General features: G+C 66.4%; 13 protein-coding genes. 9 read left to right on the top strand and 4 right to left on the bottom strand.

Annotation, left to right across the window (positions count from 1 at the left end):
• Window positions 1–4 precede the first annotated feature (4 nt).
• Entirely contained in the window at window positions 5–1495 is a 1491-nt protein-coding gene (gene gspE, locus SB786_RS08930) for a type II secretion system ATPase GspE (RefSeq protein ID WP_410727193.1), read from the bottom strand.
• Between the two features lie 5 nt (window positions 1496–1500).
• Window positions 1501–3831 (bottom strand): type II secretion system secretin GspD, encoded by a 2331-nt coding sequence (gspD, locus tag SB786_RS08925; protein ID WP_410727147.1) that lies wholly within the window; start codon window positions 3829–3831, stop codon window positions 1501–1503.
• 370 nt (window positions 3832–4201) lie between these two features.
• Between gspD and SB786_RS08920 the strand changes: the two genes are divergently transcribed.
• Both SB786_RS08920 and SB786_RS08915 read left to right on the top strand, forming a co-directional pair.
• Entirely contained in the window at window positions 4202–4651 is a 450-nt protein-coding gene (locus tag SB786_RS08920) for a lytic transglycosylase domain-containing protein (RefSeq protein WP_410727146.1), read from the top strand.
• A gap of 200 nt (window positions 4652–4851) precedes the next feature.
• The gene (locus SB786_RS08915) at window positions 4852–6162 is read left to right on the top strand and encodes a GTP-binding protein (protein ID WP_410727145.1); all 1311 of its coding nucleotides are present in this window, start codon (window positions 4852–4854) and stop codon (window positions 6160–6162) included.
• Between the two features lie 135 nt (window positions 6163–6297).
• On the opposite strand, the gene SB786_RS08910 is transcribed toward SB786_RS08915, so the two are convergent.
• Window positions 6298–6576 carry an HU family DNA-binding protein gene (locus SB786_RS08910; protein ID WP_006401505.1) on the bottom strand — a complete coding sequence of 93 codons (279 nt, stop codon included), beginning with the start codon at window positions 6574–6576 and terminating at the stop codon, window positions 6298–6300.
• A gap of 389 nt (window positions 6577–6965) precedes the next feature.
• Here SB786_RS08910 and mnmC point away from each other — a divergent pair, with 389 nt between their 5' ends.
• From mnmC to SB786_RS08875, 7 genes are all read left to right on the top strand, one after another.
• A complete protein-coding gene (gene mnmC / locus SB786_RS08905; RefSeq protein WP_410727144.1) occupies window positions 6966–8924 on the top strand; it encodes a bifunctional tRNA (5-methylaminomethyl-2-thiouridine)(34)-methyltransferase MnmD/FAD-dependent 5-carboxymethylaminomethyl-2-thiouridine(34) oxidoreductase MnmC in 1959 nt (652 codons plus the stop codon).
• A 675-nt stretch (window positions 8925–9599) separates the two neighbouring features.
• Window positions 9600–10814, top strand: coding sequence for a cation:proton antiporter (locus SB786_RS08900; protein WP_175692824.1), 1215 nt, complete (start codon window positions 9600–9602; stop codon window positions 10812–10814).
• A gap of 14 nt (window positions 10815–10828) precedes the next feature.
• Window positions 10829–11944: a YbdK family carboxylate-amine ligase gene (locus SB786_RS08895; RefSeq protein ID WP_006751345.1), complete on the top strand. Its 1116-nt coding sequence runs from the start codon at window positions 10829–10831 to the stop codon at window positions 11942–11944.
• Window positions 11945–12449: 505 nt separating this feature from the next.
• Complete coding sequence (locus SB786_RS08890; protein ID WP_410727143.1) at window positions 12450–13088, top strand: MarR family winged helix-turn-helix transcriptional regulator; 639 nt, start codon at window positions 12450–12452, stop codon at window positions 13086–13088.
• Between the two features lie 28 nt (window positions 13089–13116).
• Entirely contained in the window at window positions 13117–13827 is a 711-nt protein-coding gene (locus tag SB786_RS08885; protein ID WP_012362744.1) for a glutamine amidotransferase, read from the top strand.
• A 209-nt stretch (window positions 13828–14036) separates the two neighbouring features.
• Window positions 14037–15149, top strand: coding sequence for an NADH:flavin oxidoreductase/NADH oxidase (locus SB786_RS08880; RefSeq protein ID WP_410727142.1), 1113 nt, complete (start codon window positions 14037–14039; stop codon window positions 15147–15149).
• A 180-nt stretch (window positions 15150–15329) separates the two neighbouring features.
• Window positions 15330–15866 (top strand): SET domain-containing protein, encoded by a 537-nt coding sequence (locus tag SB786_RS08875; protein ID WP_410727141.1) that lies wholly within the window; start codon window positions 15330–15332, stop codon window positions 15864–15866.
• 106 nt (window positions 15867–15972) lie between these two features.
• Here SB786_RS08875 and SB786_RS08870 read toward each other — a convergent pair whose 3' ends face one another.
• Window positions 15973–17457, bottom strand: coding sequence for a sensor histidine kinase (locus SB786_RS08870; RefSeq protein ID WP_410727140.1), 1485 nt, complete (start codon window positions 17455–17457; stop codon window positions 15973–15975).
• Between the last annotated feature and the right edge of the window lie 99 nt (window positions 17458–17556).

Below are 17556 nucleotides of genomic sequence, written 5' to 3'. Positions count from 1 at the left end.
CGCGCTATGCGCCTCCCGTCACGCGCAGCACTTCCTCGAGCGACGTGGCGCCGGCCGCGAGCCAGCGCTCGGCGTCGTCGCGCAGCGTGCGCATCCCTTGTGCGCGGCCCGTGGCGAGAATCTCCGCATCGGCCGCGTTGCGGTGAATCAGCGCGCGGATCGAATCGTCGATCAGCAGCAGTTCGTATACCCCGCGCCGGCCCGCATAACCCGAATGCCCGCACCGGTCGCAGCCGACCGGGTGCCATACGGTGCGGCCGTCCTCGTGCCGCTCTTCCTTGCAGGCTGGGCAGAGCTGGCGCACCAGACGCTGCGCGAGCACGCCGAGCAGCGACGACGCGAGCAGGTACGGCTCGACGCCCATGTCGGTCAGGCGCGTGACGGCCGAGGCCGCGTCGTTGGTGTGCAGCGTCGCGAGCACGAGGTGGCCCGTGAGCGATGCCTGCACCGCGATCTGCGCGGTTTCGAGGTCACGGATTTCGCCGATCATGATCACGTCCGGATCCTGACGCAGGATCGAACGCAGCGCACGGGCAAAGGTCATCCCGATCCGCTCGTTCACCTGCGTCTGGCCGATGCCGGACAGGTCGTATTCGATCGGATCCTCGACGGTCATGATGTTGGTCGTCGCCGTTTCGAGCCGCGACATCGACGCATAGAGCGTGGTCGTCTTGCCCGAGCCGGTCGGGCCCGTCACCAGCACGATCCCGTGCGGGCGGCCGATCAGCTTGTCGAACTGGACGAGCGTGTCGCGGCCCATCCCGAGCGCTTCGAGGTTCAGGCGCTGCGCATCCTTTTCCAGCAGACGGAGCACCGCGCGCTCGCCGTGCCCGGTCGGCAGCGTCGACACCCGCACGTCGACCGGCCGGCCGCCGACACGCAGCGTGATGCGGCCGTCCTGCGGCAGGCGTTTCTCGGCGATGTCGAGCTGCGCCATGATCTTGATCCGCGAGATCAGCGCGCCGTGCAGCGCCTTCTTCGGACGCACGACGTCGCGCAGCGTGCCGTCGACGCGAAACCGCACGACCGACGCATTCTCGAACGGCTCGATGTGAATGTCCGATGCCTGTTCGCGCGCCGCTTGCGTGAGCAGCGCGTTGATCATCCGGATGATCGGCGCGTCGTCTTCCGATTCGAGCAGATCCTCGACTTCGGGGATGTCCTGCATCAGTCGCGACAGATCGACTTCGCCTTCGACCTCGCCGACGACCTGCGCGGCGCTGCCGTCCTGGCGCGCGTACGCCTGGTTGATCGCCTGCGCGAGCTCGTCGGCCGGCACGCGGTGCACGGAAATCGAGCCGAAGTTGCGCGCGATTTCGGCGAGCGCCGCATCGTTCGTGCGCTCGCTGATCCACACCTCGAGCGTGTCGTCGAGCTGGTGCGCGATCAGCACCTGGCCGTTCTTCGCGAAGCCGTACGGCAACAGGCGCGCAGCAAGCGGCGACGGCGGTTGCCGTTCGCCCGGCGCGCCGTCGTGGGTCGAGGACGCGAGCACGTTGCTCACTGCGAGGCTCCCGGCGTGGCGGTCAGCGGCTGTTGCGGCACCGACTGCTGCGGCACGCCTTGCGGCTGCGCGGGCGTCGCTTCGGGCAGCGGCTGGGCCGGCACCGGCGCGACCTGGCGCTGCAACTGCTGGCGACGCATCTTGTCGAGATCGAACAGGTTGCCGGCCGGCGTGCCACCCTGGCTCGGACCCAGCGGCATCGGCGGGACGACCGGGTCGTCCTTGTCGCGGATCACGTTGTTGTCCGACTTGTATGCGCCCGTCACGCCCTGGATGTAGTCATAGCGGTTGGCCGTGACTTCCTGCGCGGTGCTGCGATCGGAGATGATCACCGGGCGCAGGAACACCATCAGGTTGGTCTTCTGGCGCTGCTTCGATTCCGAACGGAACAGCTGGCCGATCCACGGGATGTCGCCGAGCAGCGGCACCTTGCTGTTCGACACCTGGTAGTTGTCCTGCATCAAGCCGCCGAGCACGATGATCTCGCCGTTGTCCGCGAGGATCGTCGACTGGATCGAGCGCTTCGTGAAGGTCGGGCCGGTCTGCGCGTTGGTGGTGCCGCTGACGACCGCCGAATCCTCCGTGTAGAGCTGCAGCTTCAGGATCCCGCCGTCGGTGATCTGCGGCTTCACGTGCAGCGTCAGGCCGACGTCGCGCCGGTCGTAGGTATTGAACGCGTTGCTCGTCGTGCCGCTCGTCAGGTTCGAGTACGAACCGGTCGCGATCGGCACGTTCTGGCCGACGACGATCTTCGCTTCCTCGTTGTCGAGCGTGATCAGGTTCGGCGTCGACAGCACGTTGGCGTCGCTCACGCCCGCGAAATACTGGAGCAGCGCGCCGAGCCCCTGCACGCCGAACATGTTGTGCAGCCAGCCGATGTTGAGGCCCTGGCTCAGGCCCGCGAGGTTGGCGGCCAGCCCGGTGGTGGCGGCCGTGCCGCCGCTCGTCAGGTTGACGATGCTGTTGCCCAGGCCGGTTCCGGCCGTGGGTGCCAGGTTCGTGCCGCCGAGGAACTGACCGCTCGCCACCTGCCACTGGATCCCGAGGTTGCCCTGCGTCGTCGAGTTCAGCTCGACGATCAGCGCCTCGATATAGACCTGCGCACGCCGCGCGTCGAGCTGGTCGATCACCGAGCGCAGGTTCCGGTAGACCGGATCGGACGCGGTGATGATCAGCGAGTTGGTGGCCGCATCGGCCTGGATCATCCCGCCCGGCTGGTTGTCGTCGCTCTTGTCCTTGTCGCCGCCGAGCAGGCCGGCGCTGCCGACGCCGCCGCTGCCCGACGCACCGCTGCCGTAAGCCGACGACGAAGACGAGCCGCCGAGGCCGCCGGACGGCAGCGGCGGGGTGCCGGACGTGCCGGTCGAGAAGTTGCCGCTCGCCGACGAGCCGCCGCTCTGGTTGAAGCTGTTGGCATCGTTGGACGACGCCGACGAGCCGCTGTCGTTGCCGCCCTTGCCGAGCATCCCGCGCAGCGTCTTCGCGAGCTTGACCGCATCGGCGTTGCGCAACGGCACGACGTGCATGTTGCCGGGCACGCCGCTCGGTGCGTCGAGCTGCTGCACGATGCGTTTCGCCGCCGCGAGGCGCGCCGCGCTCGATGCGCGCAGCATCAGCGAGTTGGTGCGCGGGTCGGCCGTGACCGACACCTTCAGCGTCGCGTCGCTGTTGCCGATCGCGCCGGGGTCGAGCATCTTCTGCAGTTGCGCGGCGAGGTCGATCGCGTTCGCGTTACGCAGCGGTATGACCTGCACCTGCGCACCCGCGGCGCTGTCGACGCCTGCGATGATCTGCGCGATGCGGCGCACGTTGTCCGCGTAATCGGTGACGATGATCGTGTTGTTCGCCGGGTAGGCGGTGACCGTGTTGTTCGGCGAGATCAGCGGCCGCAGCACCGGCAGCAGGTTGTTCGCCGATTCGTTGTGCAGCTCGAACACCTGCGTGATGACCTGGTCGCCGCGCGCGCGCGGCGCATTGCCGACATAGGTCGGCACGCCCTGCAGCTTCGCGTCGGCCTCGGGCACGACCTTCAGCACCCCGTGATCCTGCACGAGCGCGAAGCCCTGCATGCGCAGCGCCGACTGAAGCGTCTTCAGCGCCTGGTCTTCGGGCACGGACCGTTCGGACACGAGGTTGAGCTGCCCCTTCACGCGGGGGTCGACGATGATGGTCTTGCCGGTTGCGGCGCCGATCGCCTTCGCGACCTGGTCGATATCCGCATTCACGAAATTGAGCGTGACCTGAGCGTAGGCGGCTTGCGAGACGATGATGCCGGCGACGATCAGGGTCGTGGCGACGCGCCGCATAACGAAGCGATTTCTTGTCATGGATGAATGGGTCGATGCCGGCTCAGGCCACTTCCGGCGGTAGTGCTGGGATCCAAGTCCTAAAGAGGCGACATTAGCAGTTTTTCATGTCCGAAATATCACATTGATCTGAGAACTGTCTCACATACGACATGTATCCGGCATACCGTATGCAATATGTAAGATTTCGGCCCCGCGTAGGCATTCCGGCCATCGCCGCCGTTTTGCGATGAATCGACACCGAAATGCGGTATAAACAGGGCTGCTGTCTTTTCGGGTGTCAATATGCGACGGACTGCCGGTATGATACGGGCCGCGCGTTTCCATCCGTACGAATTACAGGCACGGGTTTTCCCGATCTTTGCGTCATTCCCTTTTCGTTTTCCGCACCATGAACAGACGGTTTGCTTCGATCGTATTGATCGCCGCCGGCGTGTGGTTCGCCTGCGGAAACGCTCGCGCGGATTGTTTCGACGAGGCCGCCCGGTACCAGAATGTCAATCCGCTGATCCTGCGCGCGATCGCGTGGCAGGAGTCGCGTAACCGACCCGCCGCGCTGAACAAGAATACGAACGGCTCGGTCGACTACGGCCTGATGCAGATCAATTCGATTCACCTGCCGACGCTGTCGCGCTACGGCATTGGCCGCGACACGCTGATGGAGCCGTGCAAGAACGTCTATATCGCCGCGTGGCACCTCCGTCAGAAAATGAATCGCTACGGCAATACATGGCAGGCCGTCGGCGCCTATCATTCGGAAACGCCGTCGCTGCGCGACAAGTATGCGCGGCAGATCGCCGCAATCCTGGCGCAGTGGAAGCTGCTGCCGCCCGAGCAGTGACGTCGCGCCGCGCCGCGGGCTGACGCCGGGCCGCTCGGCCGGTGCGCGTTTGATGCACAATGCGGGCTCACGCCGCGGTTTCGACCGGCGTCGGGCGACCGGCGTCGGGCGACTGGCTGCGGGCGACCGGCAGCGGGCCGATCGCGCCCCGCCGGGGCCCCACGGCTGCTTTTTCATCTTTTCCGTTGGTGCAAATCGTTATGAATCCGGCAATGAACCAGCCGTTGCCCGTCACCGTGCTGTCCGGTTTCCTCGGCGCCGGCAAGACCACGCTGCTCAATCACATTCTCGCGAACCGCGCGGGCCTGAAAGTCGCGGTGATCGTCAACGATCTCGCGGCGGTCAACATCGACGCGTCGCTCGTGCGCGATGCGCAGGCGCTATCGCACGTCGAGGAACGCCTCGTCGAGATGTCGAACGGCTGCATCTGCTGCACGCTGCGCGACGATCTGCTCGTCGAGATTCGCAATCTCGCGGCCGACGGCCGCTTCGATGCGATCGTGATCGAATCGACCGGCATCGCGGAGCCGATGCCGATCGCCGAAACCTTCACGTTCGTCGACGACGACGGCACGTCGCTGTCGAACGTCGCGCGGCTCGACACGCTCGTCACCGTGGTCGACGCCTACAATTTCCTGCGCGACTACGGTTCCGACGACGCGCTCGCGACGCGCGGCATCGCCGCATCGGACGAAGACGATCGCACGCTCGTCGAGTTGCTGATCGAGCAGATCGAATTCTGCGACGTGCTGGTGATCAACAAGGCCGACCTCGTCGGCGCGGACGAACTCGCGCGCCTGCGGCATATCCTTGCGCGGCTCAACCCGCGCGCGCACCAGGTCGTGTCGACGTTCGGCAACGTGCCGCTCGATGAAGTGCTGAACACCGGCCGCTTCGATTTCGACGAAGCCGCGAACGCGCCGGGCTGGCTTGCGTCGCTGGATGACGATCACACGCATTGCGACGATCCCGAGTGCCATGATCCGCATCATGCGCACGTACACGGCGAAGCTGACGAATTCGGCATCGGCAATTTTGTTTACCGCGCGCGCCGGCCGTTTCATCCGGCACGACTCTGGGCGCTGCTGCATCAGGAGTGGCCGGGCGTGCTGCGCAGCAAGGGCTTCTTCTGGCTCGCGACGCGCAACGACATCGCGGGTTCGCTGTCGCAGGCGGGCGGCGTGTGCCGGCATGGCCCGGCAGGCCTCTGGTGGGCCGCGCAGGATCGCGCGGAATGGCCGGATGACGACGAACTGCTCGCGGAAATTCGCACGGAGTGGCAGGGTGACCTCGACGACCGCTCGGTTGGCGATCGCCGTCAGGAGCTCGTGCTGATCGGCATCGGGCTCGATGCCGACGCATGGCGCGCGAAGCTCGATGCATGCCTGCTCACCGATGCGGAATTCGCACTCGGTGCGGCGCAATGGACCGCGTTCGACGATCCGTTCCCGGCATGGGATGTCGACGCGCATGACGACGAGGATCCCGACGCGCAGATCGTGCACGCGTAACGCGCGGTAAAAAACGGCGCGCGAAAGGTAACCGTTAAATCTTGCAAGAGAGGGGCGGACTGTGGCGTAAATGCCGCGCGCGACCAACAAAAAACCCGCCGAAAGGCGGGTTTTTTTCCTGGCGCAGGCGCTGAATCAACGCTTGTTGACGGCGTCCTTGAACGCCTTGCCAGCCGTGAACTTGACCGTCTTGGCTGCCGGAATCTTGATGGTTTCGCCGGTCTTCGGGTTGCGGCCCGTACGTGCTGCGCGCTTGCCCGAACCGAAGCTGCCGAAGCCGATCAGCTGAACCGCATCACCCTTCGACACGGCCTTCTTGATGACTTCGAGCAGCGTGTCCAGCGTTTCGCCGGTTTGAGCCTTGCTGGCGCCCGTTTGGGCGGCGACGGCGTCGATCAGTTCCTGTTTGTTCATTAAGGTTCCTTTTTCAGGTTAGGTTTGACACGAACAGCGCGAACGCGCCGATTATACGTGCGCGAACCGTGCCGTCGAGAGTCAGACTCCGACGACACAGCGCCGAATCCTGGCCCGCGCGACGTGCCGGCCGGCTTGCCGGCGGCCACCCCGCGGTACGGCGTTGCTATGATAGCGCAGCGCAAACCCAATAACGACAAGGGTTTCAAAGATTTTCATCAGTATTTCGCCGAATGAATCGTCGATTGCCCGTTTTTTGACCTGCGCCAACCGGACAGGGCTCGCAGCCGCGTCCGCCCGCGCGCAACGCCGTTGGATCTTGCCAACGGCGCGCCGGACGCCTCCGCGCAAACCCTTGCCAGGCTTGGCTGCCACGTTTTTTGTTTCGCATGCCCGACCGACTCGTTCCCGCCACGCTCGCCCGCCGCGACGACGGCATTCTCGTCTCGCCCGAGTACGGTGAGCTCCCACGCGACGCGTCGCGCACTCGCGCGCACGCGAACCGGATGCTCGCCGGCACCGGCCTGCCGGCCCGCTGGCAGGGCCGCCGCACGTTCACGATCGTCGAAACGGGATTCGGCACGGGCAGCCGTTTTCTCACGACGTGGGCCGCATGGCGCGACGACCCCGCACGCTGCGAGCGGTTGCACTTCGTCGCGATCGAACCGCATCCGTTCGCGCGCGAGGACCTGCGCCGTGCCGTTTCCAATTTGGTTGCAGACACAACCATTTCGGAAAATGCCGAGGCTTTGATCGACGCGTGGCCGATGCATGTGCCCGGCCTGCACCGGCTCGAATTCGACGCGGGACGCGTGGTGCTCACGCTTGCATTCGGCGATGCGCACGACATGCTGCAACGGCTCGTCGCGCGCGCCGACGCGTTCTATCTCGGCAATGTCGCGTCGGCCGCGCACGGCGATGTGCTGTCGCCCGACGTGATCCGCGCACTCGCACGCATCGCCGCCGAGGGTGCGACCTATGCGACGCATTCGCACGACGACACCGTGAAACATGCGCTCGAGCAAACGGGTTTCACGAGTCGCGACGTCGAGGATTGCGCACGCGAACCCGCGTTGCGCGTCGGCGAATACGCGCCGCGCTGGCGGATGCGCAGGCACGAACCGCCGCGTGCATCGCCGGTTGTCACGCGCGAAGCGATCGTGATCGGTGCGGGCCTGGCAGGCTGCGCGGTCGTCGAACGGCTCGCCGCGCGCGGCTGGAACATCACGCTGATCGAGCGGCACGAGCGGATCGCGAGCGAGGCATCGGGCAACCCGGCCGGTGTATTCCATCCACTGATGACGCGCGACGACAACGTCGCGAGCCGCCTCACGCGCAGCGGGTTCCTGCATGCGCTCGCACGCTGGCGCGCGCTCGAGGATGCGGGCCATGCGTTCGCACGCAGCACGCTCGGGATGATCCATCTCGCGGAATCGGCCGACGATTTCGCGCGGATGCGCGATGCGTTCGACGCGCTCGGCGCACCGTCCGACTATGTGTCGCTGCTCGATACGGACGCCGCCCGCGCGCATCTGAACCTGCCGGTTGCACACGGCGGCCTGCTGTTTCCGCACGGCGGCGCCGTCTGGCCGGCCGGGGTGTGCGCGGCACAATTCGCGGCGGCCGGCGAACGCGTAACACTGCTGGCCGGCACCGAAGTCGCGCGACTCGAGCGTGATCGCGACATGTGGCGCGCCGTCGATGCGGCAGGCACGACGCTCGCCGAAGCGCCGGTCGTCGTGCTCGCGAACGCGGGCGACGCGGTGCGTCTCGCGGGCCTGCGGCACGTCGCACTGCAACCGGTGCGCGGCCAGCTCACGCTGCTGCCGCCCGGCAGCACGGCGCCGCTGCCGTGCCCCACGATCGGCGACGGCTACGCGGTGCCGCTCGACGACGGCACGCTGCTGATCGGCGCAACGTTCGAACCCGACGACGTCGACCGGACGATGCGCACCGCCGGACATATCGAAAACCTCGAGCGCGTCCGGCATCTGCTCCCCGGCCTGATCGGCGAGCTGCCGGACGTCGCTACGCTGCGCGGGCGCGTCGCGTTTCGCTGGGTCGTCGCCGACCGCGTGCCGGTGATCGGCCCGCTCGCCGACGAAGCGCAGGCCGTCGCGAACGCGCGCGCGCTGAGCGGCGCGAAGGCGCGCGACCTGCCGCGCGCCGCGGGCCTCTACGGCGCATTCGGCTACGGCTCCCGCGGCCTCGTGTGGGCGGCGCTCGGCGCCGAGCTGATCGCGTCGCAACTCGAAGGCGAGCCGCTGCCGCTCGAGCGCGAACTCGTCGACGCCGTCGACCCGGCCCGGTTCCTGATCCGCGCGCTGCGCGGCCGCCAGATCGGCTGATTCCGTCAGCCGAATCCTCACAGTGCTTCGATTTTTCTGTGCAAAGTTATCCACGCGAAGCTGTGGATAACCGCGAGGAATCCGCGCGCGCTTCGTGTGTAATCACAGTGGACGTAAACTGGGTAACTCGGCACAGCTGTGAAACGGCCCCAAAGTTGCTCAACTCAAACTTCTGTGAGCGAACAGCCTGTGCAACGGGTTGTGGCAGCGCCAACCTCTTGATCTTGTTGCGTAAACCGAAGTTATCCACAGAACTGTGGGGGCCTTGTTAACTTCTACTATGTATATATACAGGTAAACCTTTGAAACCAAAGACCTGCGGTGCCTCACAGCGCCGCGAGTCGATTCGATCGGTTCCCGAGCGAAAAAGCTGTGGCACAATCGGTTTCCTTCGCGTTTGTTCGGCCCTGGCGCCGGACATGCTTCAATGGAACGGTCGGCCCGGTTTCGAATCTGAGTCTTCGAGACCGCGCAGTCCGTTCACACACCAGGCCGACAATCCAGATCGGCAGCCTGAACGACAGTTCCGCCTGAGGGCGGAAGAGGCGGACCCCATGTCCTGCCGTCGTCGACCACAACAATCACATTCGGGGCGACACCCAGCCGGCGCGCATCTCATTTCCGACGCTTGACCCCGCGTCGCTGGCGGTCGCTTCCAAAGGAGAAGTCACCACGATGAAGTCGGCGTTCTCATTCCTGCCCAACTGGCCGCTCGCGCCGGATGCCGTGTTCTGGGCCGGGCTTGCGTTGTTTGCGGCCGGCCTGTGCGGCGAGCTGTGCTATCGCGCATGGCGGCTGCCGCGCATCACCGGTTATGCGGTGATCGGTCTCATTGCCGGGTCGTTCGGATTCGGCGTGATCGACGCGAGCACCGACGAAACCTCGCGGCTGCTGATCAACGTCGCGCTCGGCCTGTTGCTGTTCGAGCTCGGCAGCCGTCTCGACCTGAAATGGATCCGCCGCAATCCGTGGCTCATCGCATCGAGCCTCGCGGAGGCGACGCTGACGTTCGTGCTCGTGCTGTTCGTGATGCTCGCGCTCGGCGTATCGGGCATGGTCGCGCTCGTGCTGTCGGCGATCGCCATCGCGACGTCGCCGTCGATGGTGATCCAGCTGAAGACCGAACTGCGCGCGGAAGGGCAGGTGTCGCAGCGCCTCATCACGCTGACCGCGCTGAACAGCGTCTACGCGATCGTGCTGACCAAGCTCGTGACGAGCTGGCTGCACCAGGAAGCGTACGGGAACGTTTTCGCGACGGTCCTGCAACCCGTCTACCTGATCGCCGGTTCGTTCATCGTCGCGTATCTGGTCGCGCGCGCGTGCAATTACCTGTTCCGCCACATGACCTCGACGATGCGCGACGAGCATTCGTTCGTCGCGCTGTTCGGCCTCGTGATGCTCGCGATCGCGGTCGCGCAGGCGCTGAAGCTGTCGACGCTGCTCACGCTGCTGCTCGCCGGCATCATCGTGAAGAACCTCGAAGCGCGTCCGCAGCTGTGGCCCGAGCATTTCGGCACGGCCGGCTGGCTGCTGACGGTGATCCTGTTCGTGCTGACGCTCACGTCGTTCACGTGGGGCGACATCGCGCTCGGCGGCCTGCTTGCGATCGTGCTGATCGTCACGCGACTCGTCGCCAAGCTGGCCGGCGTCGTCGTGTTCGCGAAGCCGAGCGGGCTCGGGATGAAGCAGGGCGTCGCGCTCGGCATCGCGCTGACACCGATGTCCGCGCTGTCGTACCTGCTCGTCGACGACACCTACCAGCTCTATCCGAATTTCGACCCGCATCTGCGCGCGATCGTGATGTGCACGATCGTGATCCTGCAGCTCGTCAGCCCGTTCGTCGTGTACCGCTGCCTGTCGGCGGTCAGCGAACGCAGCGACAGAAACTGATTCCGGAACCTGCCATGGCACTCGAAACCTTCGTCAATTCCGAGCCGTTCACGTTCGGCGTCGAACTGGAGATCCAGGTCGTCAACACGCACAACTACGACCTGACCAAGGCTGCATCCGACCTGATGCGCCTGATCCAGGGCGAGACCTTCCCCGGCAACATCACGCCTGAAATCACCGAGAGCATGATCGAGCTGTCGACCGGCATCTGTCACTCGCACGAGCAGGCAGTGTCCGAGCTGCATGCGATCCGCGACGTGCTCGTGAAGGCGGCCGACCAGCTTAACGTCGGGCTGTGCGGCGGCGGCACGCACGCGTTCCAGCAGTGGAGCGACCGGCAGATCTACGACGCGCCGCGTTTCCAGTACATCTCCGAGCTGTACGGCTACCTCGCGAAGCAGTTCACCGTGTTCGGCCAGCACGTGCACATCGGCTGTCCCGATCCAGACAGCGCGCTGTTCCTGCTGCACTCGATGTCACGCTTCATTCCGCACTTCATCGCGCTGTCCGCGTCGTCGCCGTTCGTGCAGAACGTCGACACCGGCTTCCATTCGGCGCGCCTGAATTCGGTGTTCGCGTTCCCGCTGTCGGGCCGCGCACCGTTCGTGCTGACCTGGGACAGCTTCGAGGAGTACTTCACGAAGATGGTCAACACGGGCGTCGTCAACTCGATGAAGGACTTCTACTGGGACATCCGGCCGAAGCCCGGCTACGGGACGATCGAGGTGCGCGTGATGGACACGCCGCTGTCGGTCGATCGCGCGGCCGCGATCGCGTGCTACATCCAGACGCTCGCGCGCTACCTGCTGACCGACCGGCCGCTGAAGCTGTCGGAGGACGACTATCTCGTCTACACGTTCAACCGTTTCGAAGCGTGCCGCTTCGGGCTCGAGGGCACCTGCGTCAATCCTCAGACCGGTGAGCGCCGCACGATCGCGGAAGACATCCTCGACACGCTCGACCGGATCGCGCCGCATGCGGCCGCGCTCGGCTCGCGCGCGGCGCTCGACGAGATCGGCGCGCTCGCGAAGGCGCGCGTGAATGACGCATCGTGGTTGAGAACCGTTTTCAAACAGGAAAAATCGCTGAACGAGACGGTTCGCCAGCAGTGCCTGCGCTGGCGTGAATGAAAAAATGTATTGCAGATTACGGGCTCGACCGCGCGGCGATTCACTGAACGTCGTTCAGTGCCGATTCACGCGCGGCGCGTCGCCAGTCGTCCTGAAAATCTGTGGATAACCCGATATTCCGCTTCAAAGTCAACGCTCTGCGGGATGGATAACCCGGTGGACCGGTGCCGTCTACACGATGTCCGATCCGGACAGGAAAATGTTTGCGCGTGGCGTCGTGGGGCCGGCGGAGATCGCCTGCACAACGAAAAAGTCCGGTTATCCAGTGTTTTTCCACTGCGTGAAGGGGATAACTTAGCTGTGCGATTTTCCGCTCTCGCTTAGAATGTCGGCTTTGCGGACACCGGAACGACCTGTGTCTCACCGGTCGCCGCGAACGCGACCGCCGCGTGTGCCTCGCGACGGCCGTGTTGACGCTCCTTGATGAGCGTCTGTTTTGAGATAGACATTCGATCTCCACACTACGGCTGCTCGGCAATCCGGGCGGCGGCAAAGCGAAAAGACTATGAGCGAAGGCGTTTACGGGAATCAGGCTTCGGGACGTGTGACCCACAGCTTGCTGCGATTGAGTACAGCCATGCGAAGCCAGGCATGGGATTGGGCGGAAGGCGCGGGTCTCACGCCGACGCAGGGCGAGATCCTCGTGCTGCTGCTGCAACGCAAGGGCCCGATGCGGCTCGGCGAGATCGCACGCGAGACGCAGCTCACCGCGGCGACCACCAGCGATGCGGTCAGCACGCTCGAGACGAAGGGGCTCGTCGAGAAGCGTCGCGCACTGGACGACGGCCGCGCGCTCGCCGTGCGCCTGTCGGCCCGCGGCCGTACCGCGGCGAAGAAGGCGCTGCAATGGCCGGAATTCCTGACGAAAGCGGTCGGCAAGCTCGGCACGGACGAGCAGAGCGCGCTGTACCGCGCGCTGCTGATGACGCTGCGCGAACTGCAGGTGGCCGGCGCGACGCCGCCGCAGCGCATGTGCCTCACGTGCACGCATTTGCAGCCGGGCAAGCGGTCGAAGAAGACCGTGCATCACTGCGCGGCGCTCGACCTGTCGATGGCCGACAGCGATCTGCGTCTGGATTGTTCGGTGCACGAAGAAGCCGACGCGGCCACGCAAAAGAAGACCTGGAAGGTGTTCGCCGGCTGACGTCCGTCGATCGACCGGGAGGCCGATGATGAACGCTGAAGTGGTGGCGATCCGCCACGTGCATTTCGAGGACCTCGGCAGCTTCGAGCAGGTGCTCGGCGAGCGCGGGCGGCGCGTGCGCTATGTCGACGTCGGATCGTCGCGCGTCGAGGTGCTCGACGCGCTGCAGCCGTCGCTGCTCGTGATGCTCGGCGGCCCGCTCAGCGTGTACGACGATGCCCAGTATCCGTCGATCGCGCCGCTCGCCGCTCTCGTGCGCCAGCGCATCGACGCTGGGCTGCCGATCCTCGGCATCTGCCTGGGTGCGCAGTTCATCGCCCGTGCGCTCGGCGCGCGCGTCTATCCGGCGGCGCAGAAGGAACTCGGCTGGGCGCCGCTGACGCTCACCGACGCGGGCCGTGCATCGCCGATGCGCCATCTCGACGGCGCGGCGACTTCGATGCTGCACTGGCATGGCGATACGTTCGACCTGCCGGGCGGCGCAATCCATCTCGCGTCGACACCGGCATGCCGCCACCAGGCATTCGCGTGGGGACAGCACGTGCTGGCGCTGCAATGCCATCCTGAAATCCGCGCCGACCGCTTCGAACCCTGGCTGATCGGTAACGCCGGCGAAATCGCGTCGACGCCCGGCATCGACGCGCGCCAGTTGCGCGCCGATACCGTGCAGCACGGTCCCGCGCTGGAGACGGCCGCGCGACGCATGTTCGCGGAGTGGCTCGACAGCGTCGGGCTTTGATGCCGCGCGTGCGGCATCGCGCGTGAGCGGCCCGCCGGCAAAACCGGCCGGCGCACTGCCGCATTGCGCGTGCGCATTGCCTCACCATCACCGCCGGCTTCACGCCGGCTGTCCCTGACCATCGGCTTACTGCCGAACCGGCCGCCAGCAGGCTTCGAGCCTGCATGCTACGCTCCTGTGCTCTTTCCCTTTCCTGGCGAGCGGCACCCATGACTGCGCTGTTTTCTCCGTTCACGCTGCGCGGCGTGACCCTTCCGAACCGGATCGTGATCTCCCCGATGTGCCAGTACTCCGCCGAGCGCGGCGAGGCGACCGACTGGCACATGATTCATCTCGGCCATCTCGCGCTGTCCGGTGCGGGCCTGCTCTGCATCGAAGCGACCGCCGTCGAACCCGACGGGCGTATCACGGCCGGCGACCTCGGGCTGTGGGACGACGTGACCGAAGCAGCGCTCGAGCCCGTGCTGGCGTCGATCCGCAAGCATTCGCCGGTCCGCGTCGCGATGCAGCTGTCGCATGCAGGGCGCAAGGCATCGAGCGACGTGCCGTGGAAGGGTGGCCAGCTCGTGTCGGTCGCCGATGGCGGCTGGTTGCCGCACGCGCCGTCGGCGCTGCCGCACAAGGACGGCGAGACGCCGCCGCTCGCACTCGACACGGCCGGCCTCAACCGGATCCGCGACGCGTTCGCGGCCGCCGCGAAGCGTGCCGCGCGCCTCGGCATCGACGCGATCGAAGTGCATGCGGCGCACGGCTACCTGCTGCATCAGTTCCTGTCGCCGATCTCGAACCAGCGCACCGACGAATACGGCGGCTCGCGCGAGAACCGGATGCGCTTTCCGCTCGAGATCTTCGAGATCGTGCGCGCGGCGTTTCCGGAGGACCGGCCGGTCGGCGTGCGCGTGTCGGCCACCGACTGGGTCGAGGGCGGCTGGGAACTCGACGACACGATCGCGTTCGCGCACGAACTGAAGCAGCGCGGCTGCGACTGGATCGACGTGTCGTCCGGCGGCGTGTCGCCGCTGCAGAAGATTCCGCTGTCGCCCGGTTACCAGGTGCCGTTCGCGCAGGCCGTGAAGCGCGCGGTCGGGATGCCGACGATCGCGGTCGGCCTCATCAACGATCCCGCGCATGCGAACCGGCTGATCGAGGCGGGCGACGCCGATTTGGTCGCGATGGCGCGTGCGATGCTGTACGACCCGCGCTGGCCGTGGCATGCGGCCGCCGAGCTCGGCGCGCAGGTGTCGGCGCCGCCGCAGTACTGGCGTTCGCAGCCGCGCGAGCACAAGGCGTTGTTCGGCGACATCGCATTCGGCCAGCGTTGAGCGTCATGCGCGCGATATTGCGCACGATGTTGAACGAAGCAATCTTGAACGTGTAGGATGCGGGTGATTCGCCGCATGGCCCGACGCGGCACCCACCGGTGCCGCGTTTTCGTTTTGCGCGACGCCGGGCCGTGACCGCGGCCGTCTTCCATTCAATTCGTCTTCACAAGGATTCGTTCGATGAGTTCACGCAGGATCGCGGTGCGCCGCTCGGGAGTACACGGCAAGGGCGTGTTCGCGGTGGCGCCGATCAAGGCCGGCGAGCGCGTAGTGGAATACAAGGGCGAGCGGATTTCGTGGAAGGAAGCGCTGCGTCGGCATCCGCACGACCCGAGTGAGCCGAACCATACGTTCTACTTCGCACTGGAAGAAGGCGGCGTGATCGACGGCAAGGTCGACGGCAACAGCGCGCGCTGGATCAACCATTCGTGCGCGCCGAACTGCGAGGCCGAGGAGGCGAAGGGCCGCGTGTTCATCCACGCGCTGCGCGACATCGGGCCGGAAGAAGAGCTGTTCTACGACTATGGCCTCGTGATCGACGAGAAGCTGACGAAGAAGCTCAAGCGCGAATACGCGTGCCATTGCGGCGCGGACTCGTGCCGCGGCACGCTGCTCGCCACACCGGACGACGACGGCAAGAAAGGAAAGAAGAAGGACAAGAAGGGCAAGGACGGCAAGTCCGAGTCCGCCGCGAAGGACAAGAAAAAGAAGAAGTGACCGGGCGGCCGCGCATCGAGCGCGGCGGCTTCGTCGGACGGCCGCCGCACGCCGACGTGCCGCGCGGCGGTTCTACCTCCGTGCCGATGCGCGCACCGCGCGCGACTCAGTGCGTCGGCGCGGCGGCCGGCGCTTCGCTCGCCGGCTTCTCGGTACGCTGGGCGAGCGGCACGCGCACGACGAAGCGCGAACCGCCTTCCGAGGCATCCTCGTACGACACCGTGCCGCCGTGCATCGCGATGATGTCGTGCACGATCGCGAGCCCGAGCCCGGCGCCCGTCTCGACGCCGTTGCCGCTTTGCGCATCGCCGCGGAAAAAGCGCTTGAACAGGTCGGCCTGCTGATTGGCCGGCACGCCCGGGCCGTTGTCCTCGACGACGATCTCGGCGGCCGGCTGGCCGTCCCCGAGCGCGCCGCGCGCGACGTTCACCGTGATTCGCGCCCCGTCCGGCCGTGCGAGCGGCACGTATTTCAACGCATTGTCGAGCAGGTTCGCGATCACTTCGCGCAGCAGCACGGGGTTGCCGCGCACGTTCAGCGTTTCGTCTTCGCCGGGTTCGTCGCTGCGCTGGAAGCCGAGGTCGACATGCGACGCGAGCGCGCGCGGCACCCACTCGGCACCCGTCTCGAATGCCATCGCGGCGAGGTCGACGTCGACGAAACGCGCGGCTTGTTCACCCGGCTCCGCCCGCGCGAGCGACAGCAACTGGTTCGACAGCCGCACCGCGCGGTCGGCGGCCGCGCGCAGCTCGCGCACCGCGGCGTAGGTCTGCTGCGGGTCGCGCGCGACGGCGGCCTGCTCGGCATGCAGCTTCACGGCGGTGAGCGGCGTGCGCAACTGGTGCGCGGCATCGGCGATGAACTTGCGCTGCGCGTCGAGCGCGGTCTTCAGGCGGCCGAGCAGCGCGTTCATCGCGCTCGTCAGCGGCCGGATCTCGAGCGGCACGTCGGTTTCGTCGACCGGCTCCAGCGACGTGTGGGTCTGCCGGTTCAGCGAATCGGCGAGATGCGTGAGCGGGCCGAGCTGCTGGTTCACGACGCGCCACACGATGCCCCAGCCCGCCAGCAGCAACAGCAGCAGCGGCATCATGATCGCGACGAGGAATTCGGCGGCGATCCGGTAGCGGTGCCGCACCGGCTGCGCGACCTCGACCACCATCGGCCGGCCGCCGTCGACTTCCTCGACGCGCACCTGCGCGACCCGCACCGCGCGATTGTCGTACTCGGCCTCGAATACGTATGCGTGATGCATGCGGCGCACGTTGATGCCGCGCAGCGGCAGCTTCGGATCGCCGGCGAGCTCCTCCTCGCCATCGCTGATCCGGTAGATCAGCGCCTCGGCCGGATCGGAGAACATTGCCTGCGCGAGCGGCGGCACCGTGAACGGCGCGTCGGGGCCGGCGATCTGGATCTGTTTGGAGATGGCGGTCGCGAGATCGGCGAGCGAACGGTCGATCACGTGTTGCGTGTATTGCCACGCGAGCCAGTAGGCAATCAGGCCGCTCATCAGCGCGAGCATCGACAGCGGCGCGGCGAGGCGTCTGAGCAGCGAGCGGCGCAGGCTGGTGGTGACAGCCGGATCAGAAGACATTTCGACGGGCAAATGGATAAGCGCCGCTCACGGGGAGCGGCGCGGTCGTGCGCCGGACGGCGACGCGGGCAGGGCGGCGCGCCGGCGGCACGTGGCCGG

It is taken from the genome of Burkholderia sp. SIMBA_062 (genome assembly GCF_046534765.1).
GTDB classification, from domain to species: Bacteria; Pseudomonadota; Gammaproteobacteria; order Burkholderiales; family Burkholderiaceae; genus Burkholderia; species Burkholderia ambifaria.
Note: the sequence above shows the minus strand (reverse complement) of the source record. Positions and strands in the feature narration are given on the sequence as shown.

Coding starts and splice junctions, on each gene's coding strand:
- SB786_RS08880 (WP_410727142.1), top strand. CDS start 14,037: ATGACTGCGCTGTTTTCTCCGTTCACGCTGCGCGGCGTGACCCTTCCG.
- SB786_RS08885 (WP_012362744.1), top strand. CDS start 13,117: ATGAACGCTGAAGTGGTGGCGATCCGCCACGTGCATTTCGAGGACCTC.
- SB786_RS08895 (WP_006751345.1), top strand. CDS start 10,829: ATGGCACTCGAAACCTTCGTCAATTCCGAGCCGTTCACGTTCGGCGTC.
- SB786_RS08890 (WP_410727143.1), top strand. CDS start 12,450: ATGAGCGAAGGCGTTTACGGGAATCAGGCTTCGGGACGTGTGACCCAC.
- SB786_RS08870 (WP_410727140.1), bottom strand. CDS start 17,457: ATGTCTTCTGATCCGGCTGTCACCACCAGCCTGCGCCGCTCGCTGCTC.
- SB786_RS08875 (WP_410727141.1), top strand. CDS start 15,330: ATGAGTTCACGCAGGATCGCGGTGCGCCGCTCGGGAGTACACGGCAAG.
- gspD (WP_410727147.1), bottom strand. CDS start 3,831: ATGACAAGAAATCGCTTCGTTATGCGGCGCGTCGCCACGACCCTGATC.
- SB786_RS08915 (WP_410727145.1), top strand. CDS start 4,852: ATGAATCCGGCAATGAACCAGCCGTTGCCCGTCACCGTGCTGTCCGGT.
- mnmC (WP_410727144.1), top strand. CDS start 6,966: ATGCCCGACCGACTCGTTCCCGCCACGCTCGCCCGCCGCGACGACGGC.
- SB786_RS08900 (WP_175692824.1), top strand. CDS start 9,600: ATGAAGTCGGCGTTCTCATTCCTGCCCAACTGGCCGCTCGCGCCGGAT.
- SB786_RS08920 (WP_410727146.1), top strand. CDS start 4,202: ATGAACAGACGGTTTGCTTCGATCGTATTGATCGCCGCCGGCGTGTGG.
- SB786_RS08910 (WP_006401505.1), bottom strand. CDS start 6,576: ATGAACAAACAGGAACTGATCGACGCCGTCGCCGCCCAAACGGGCGCC.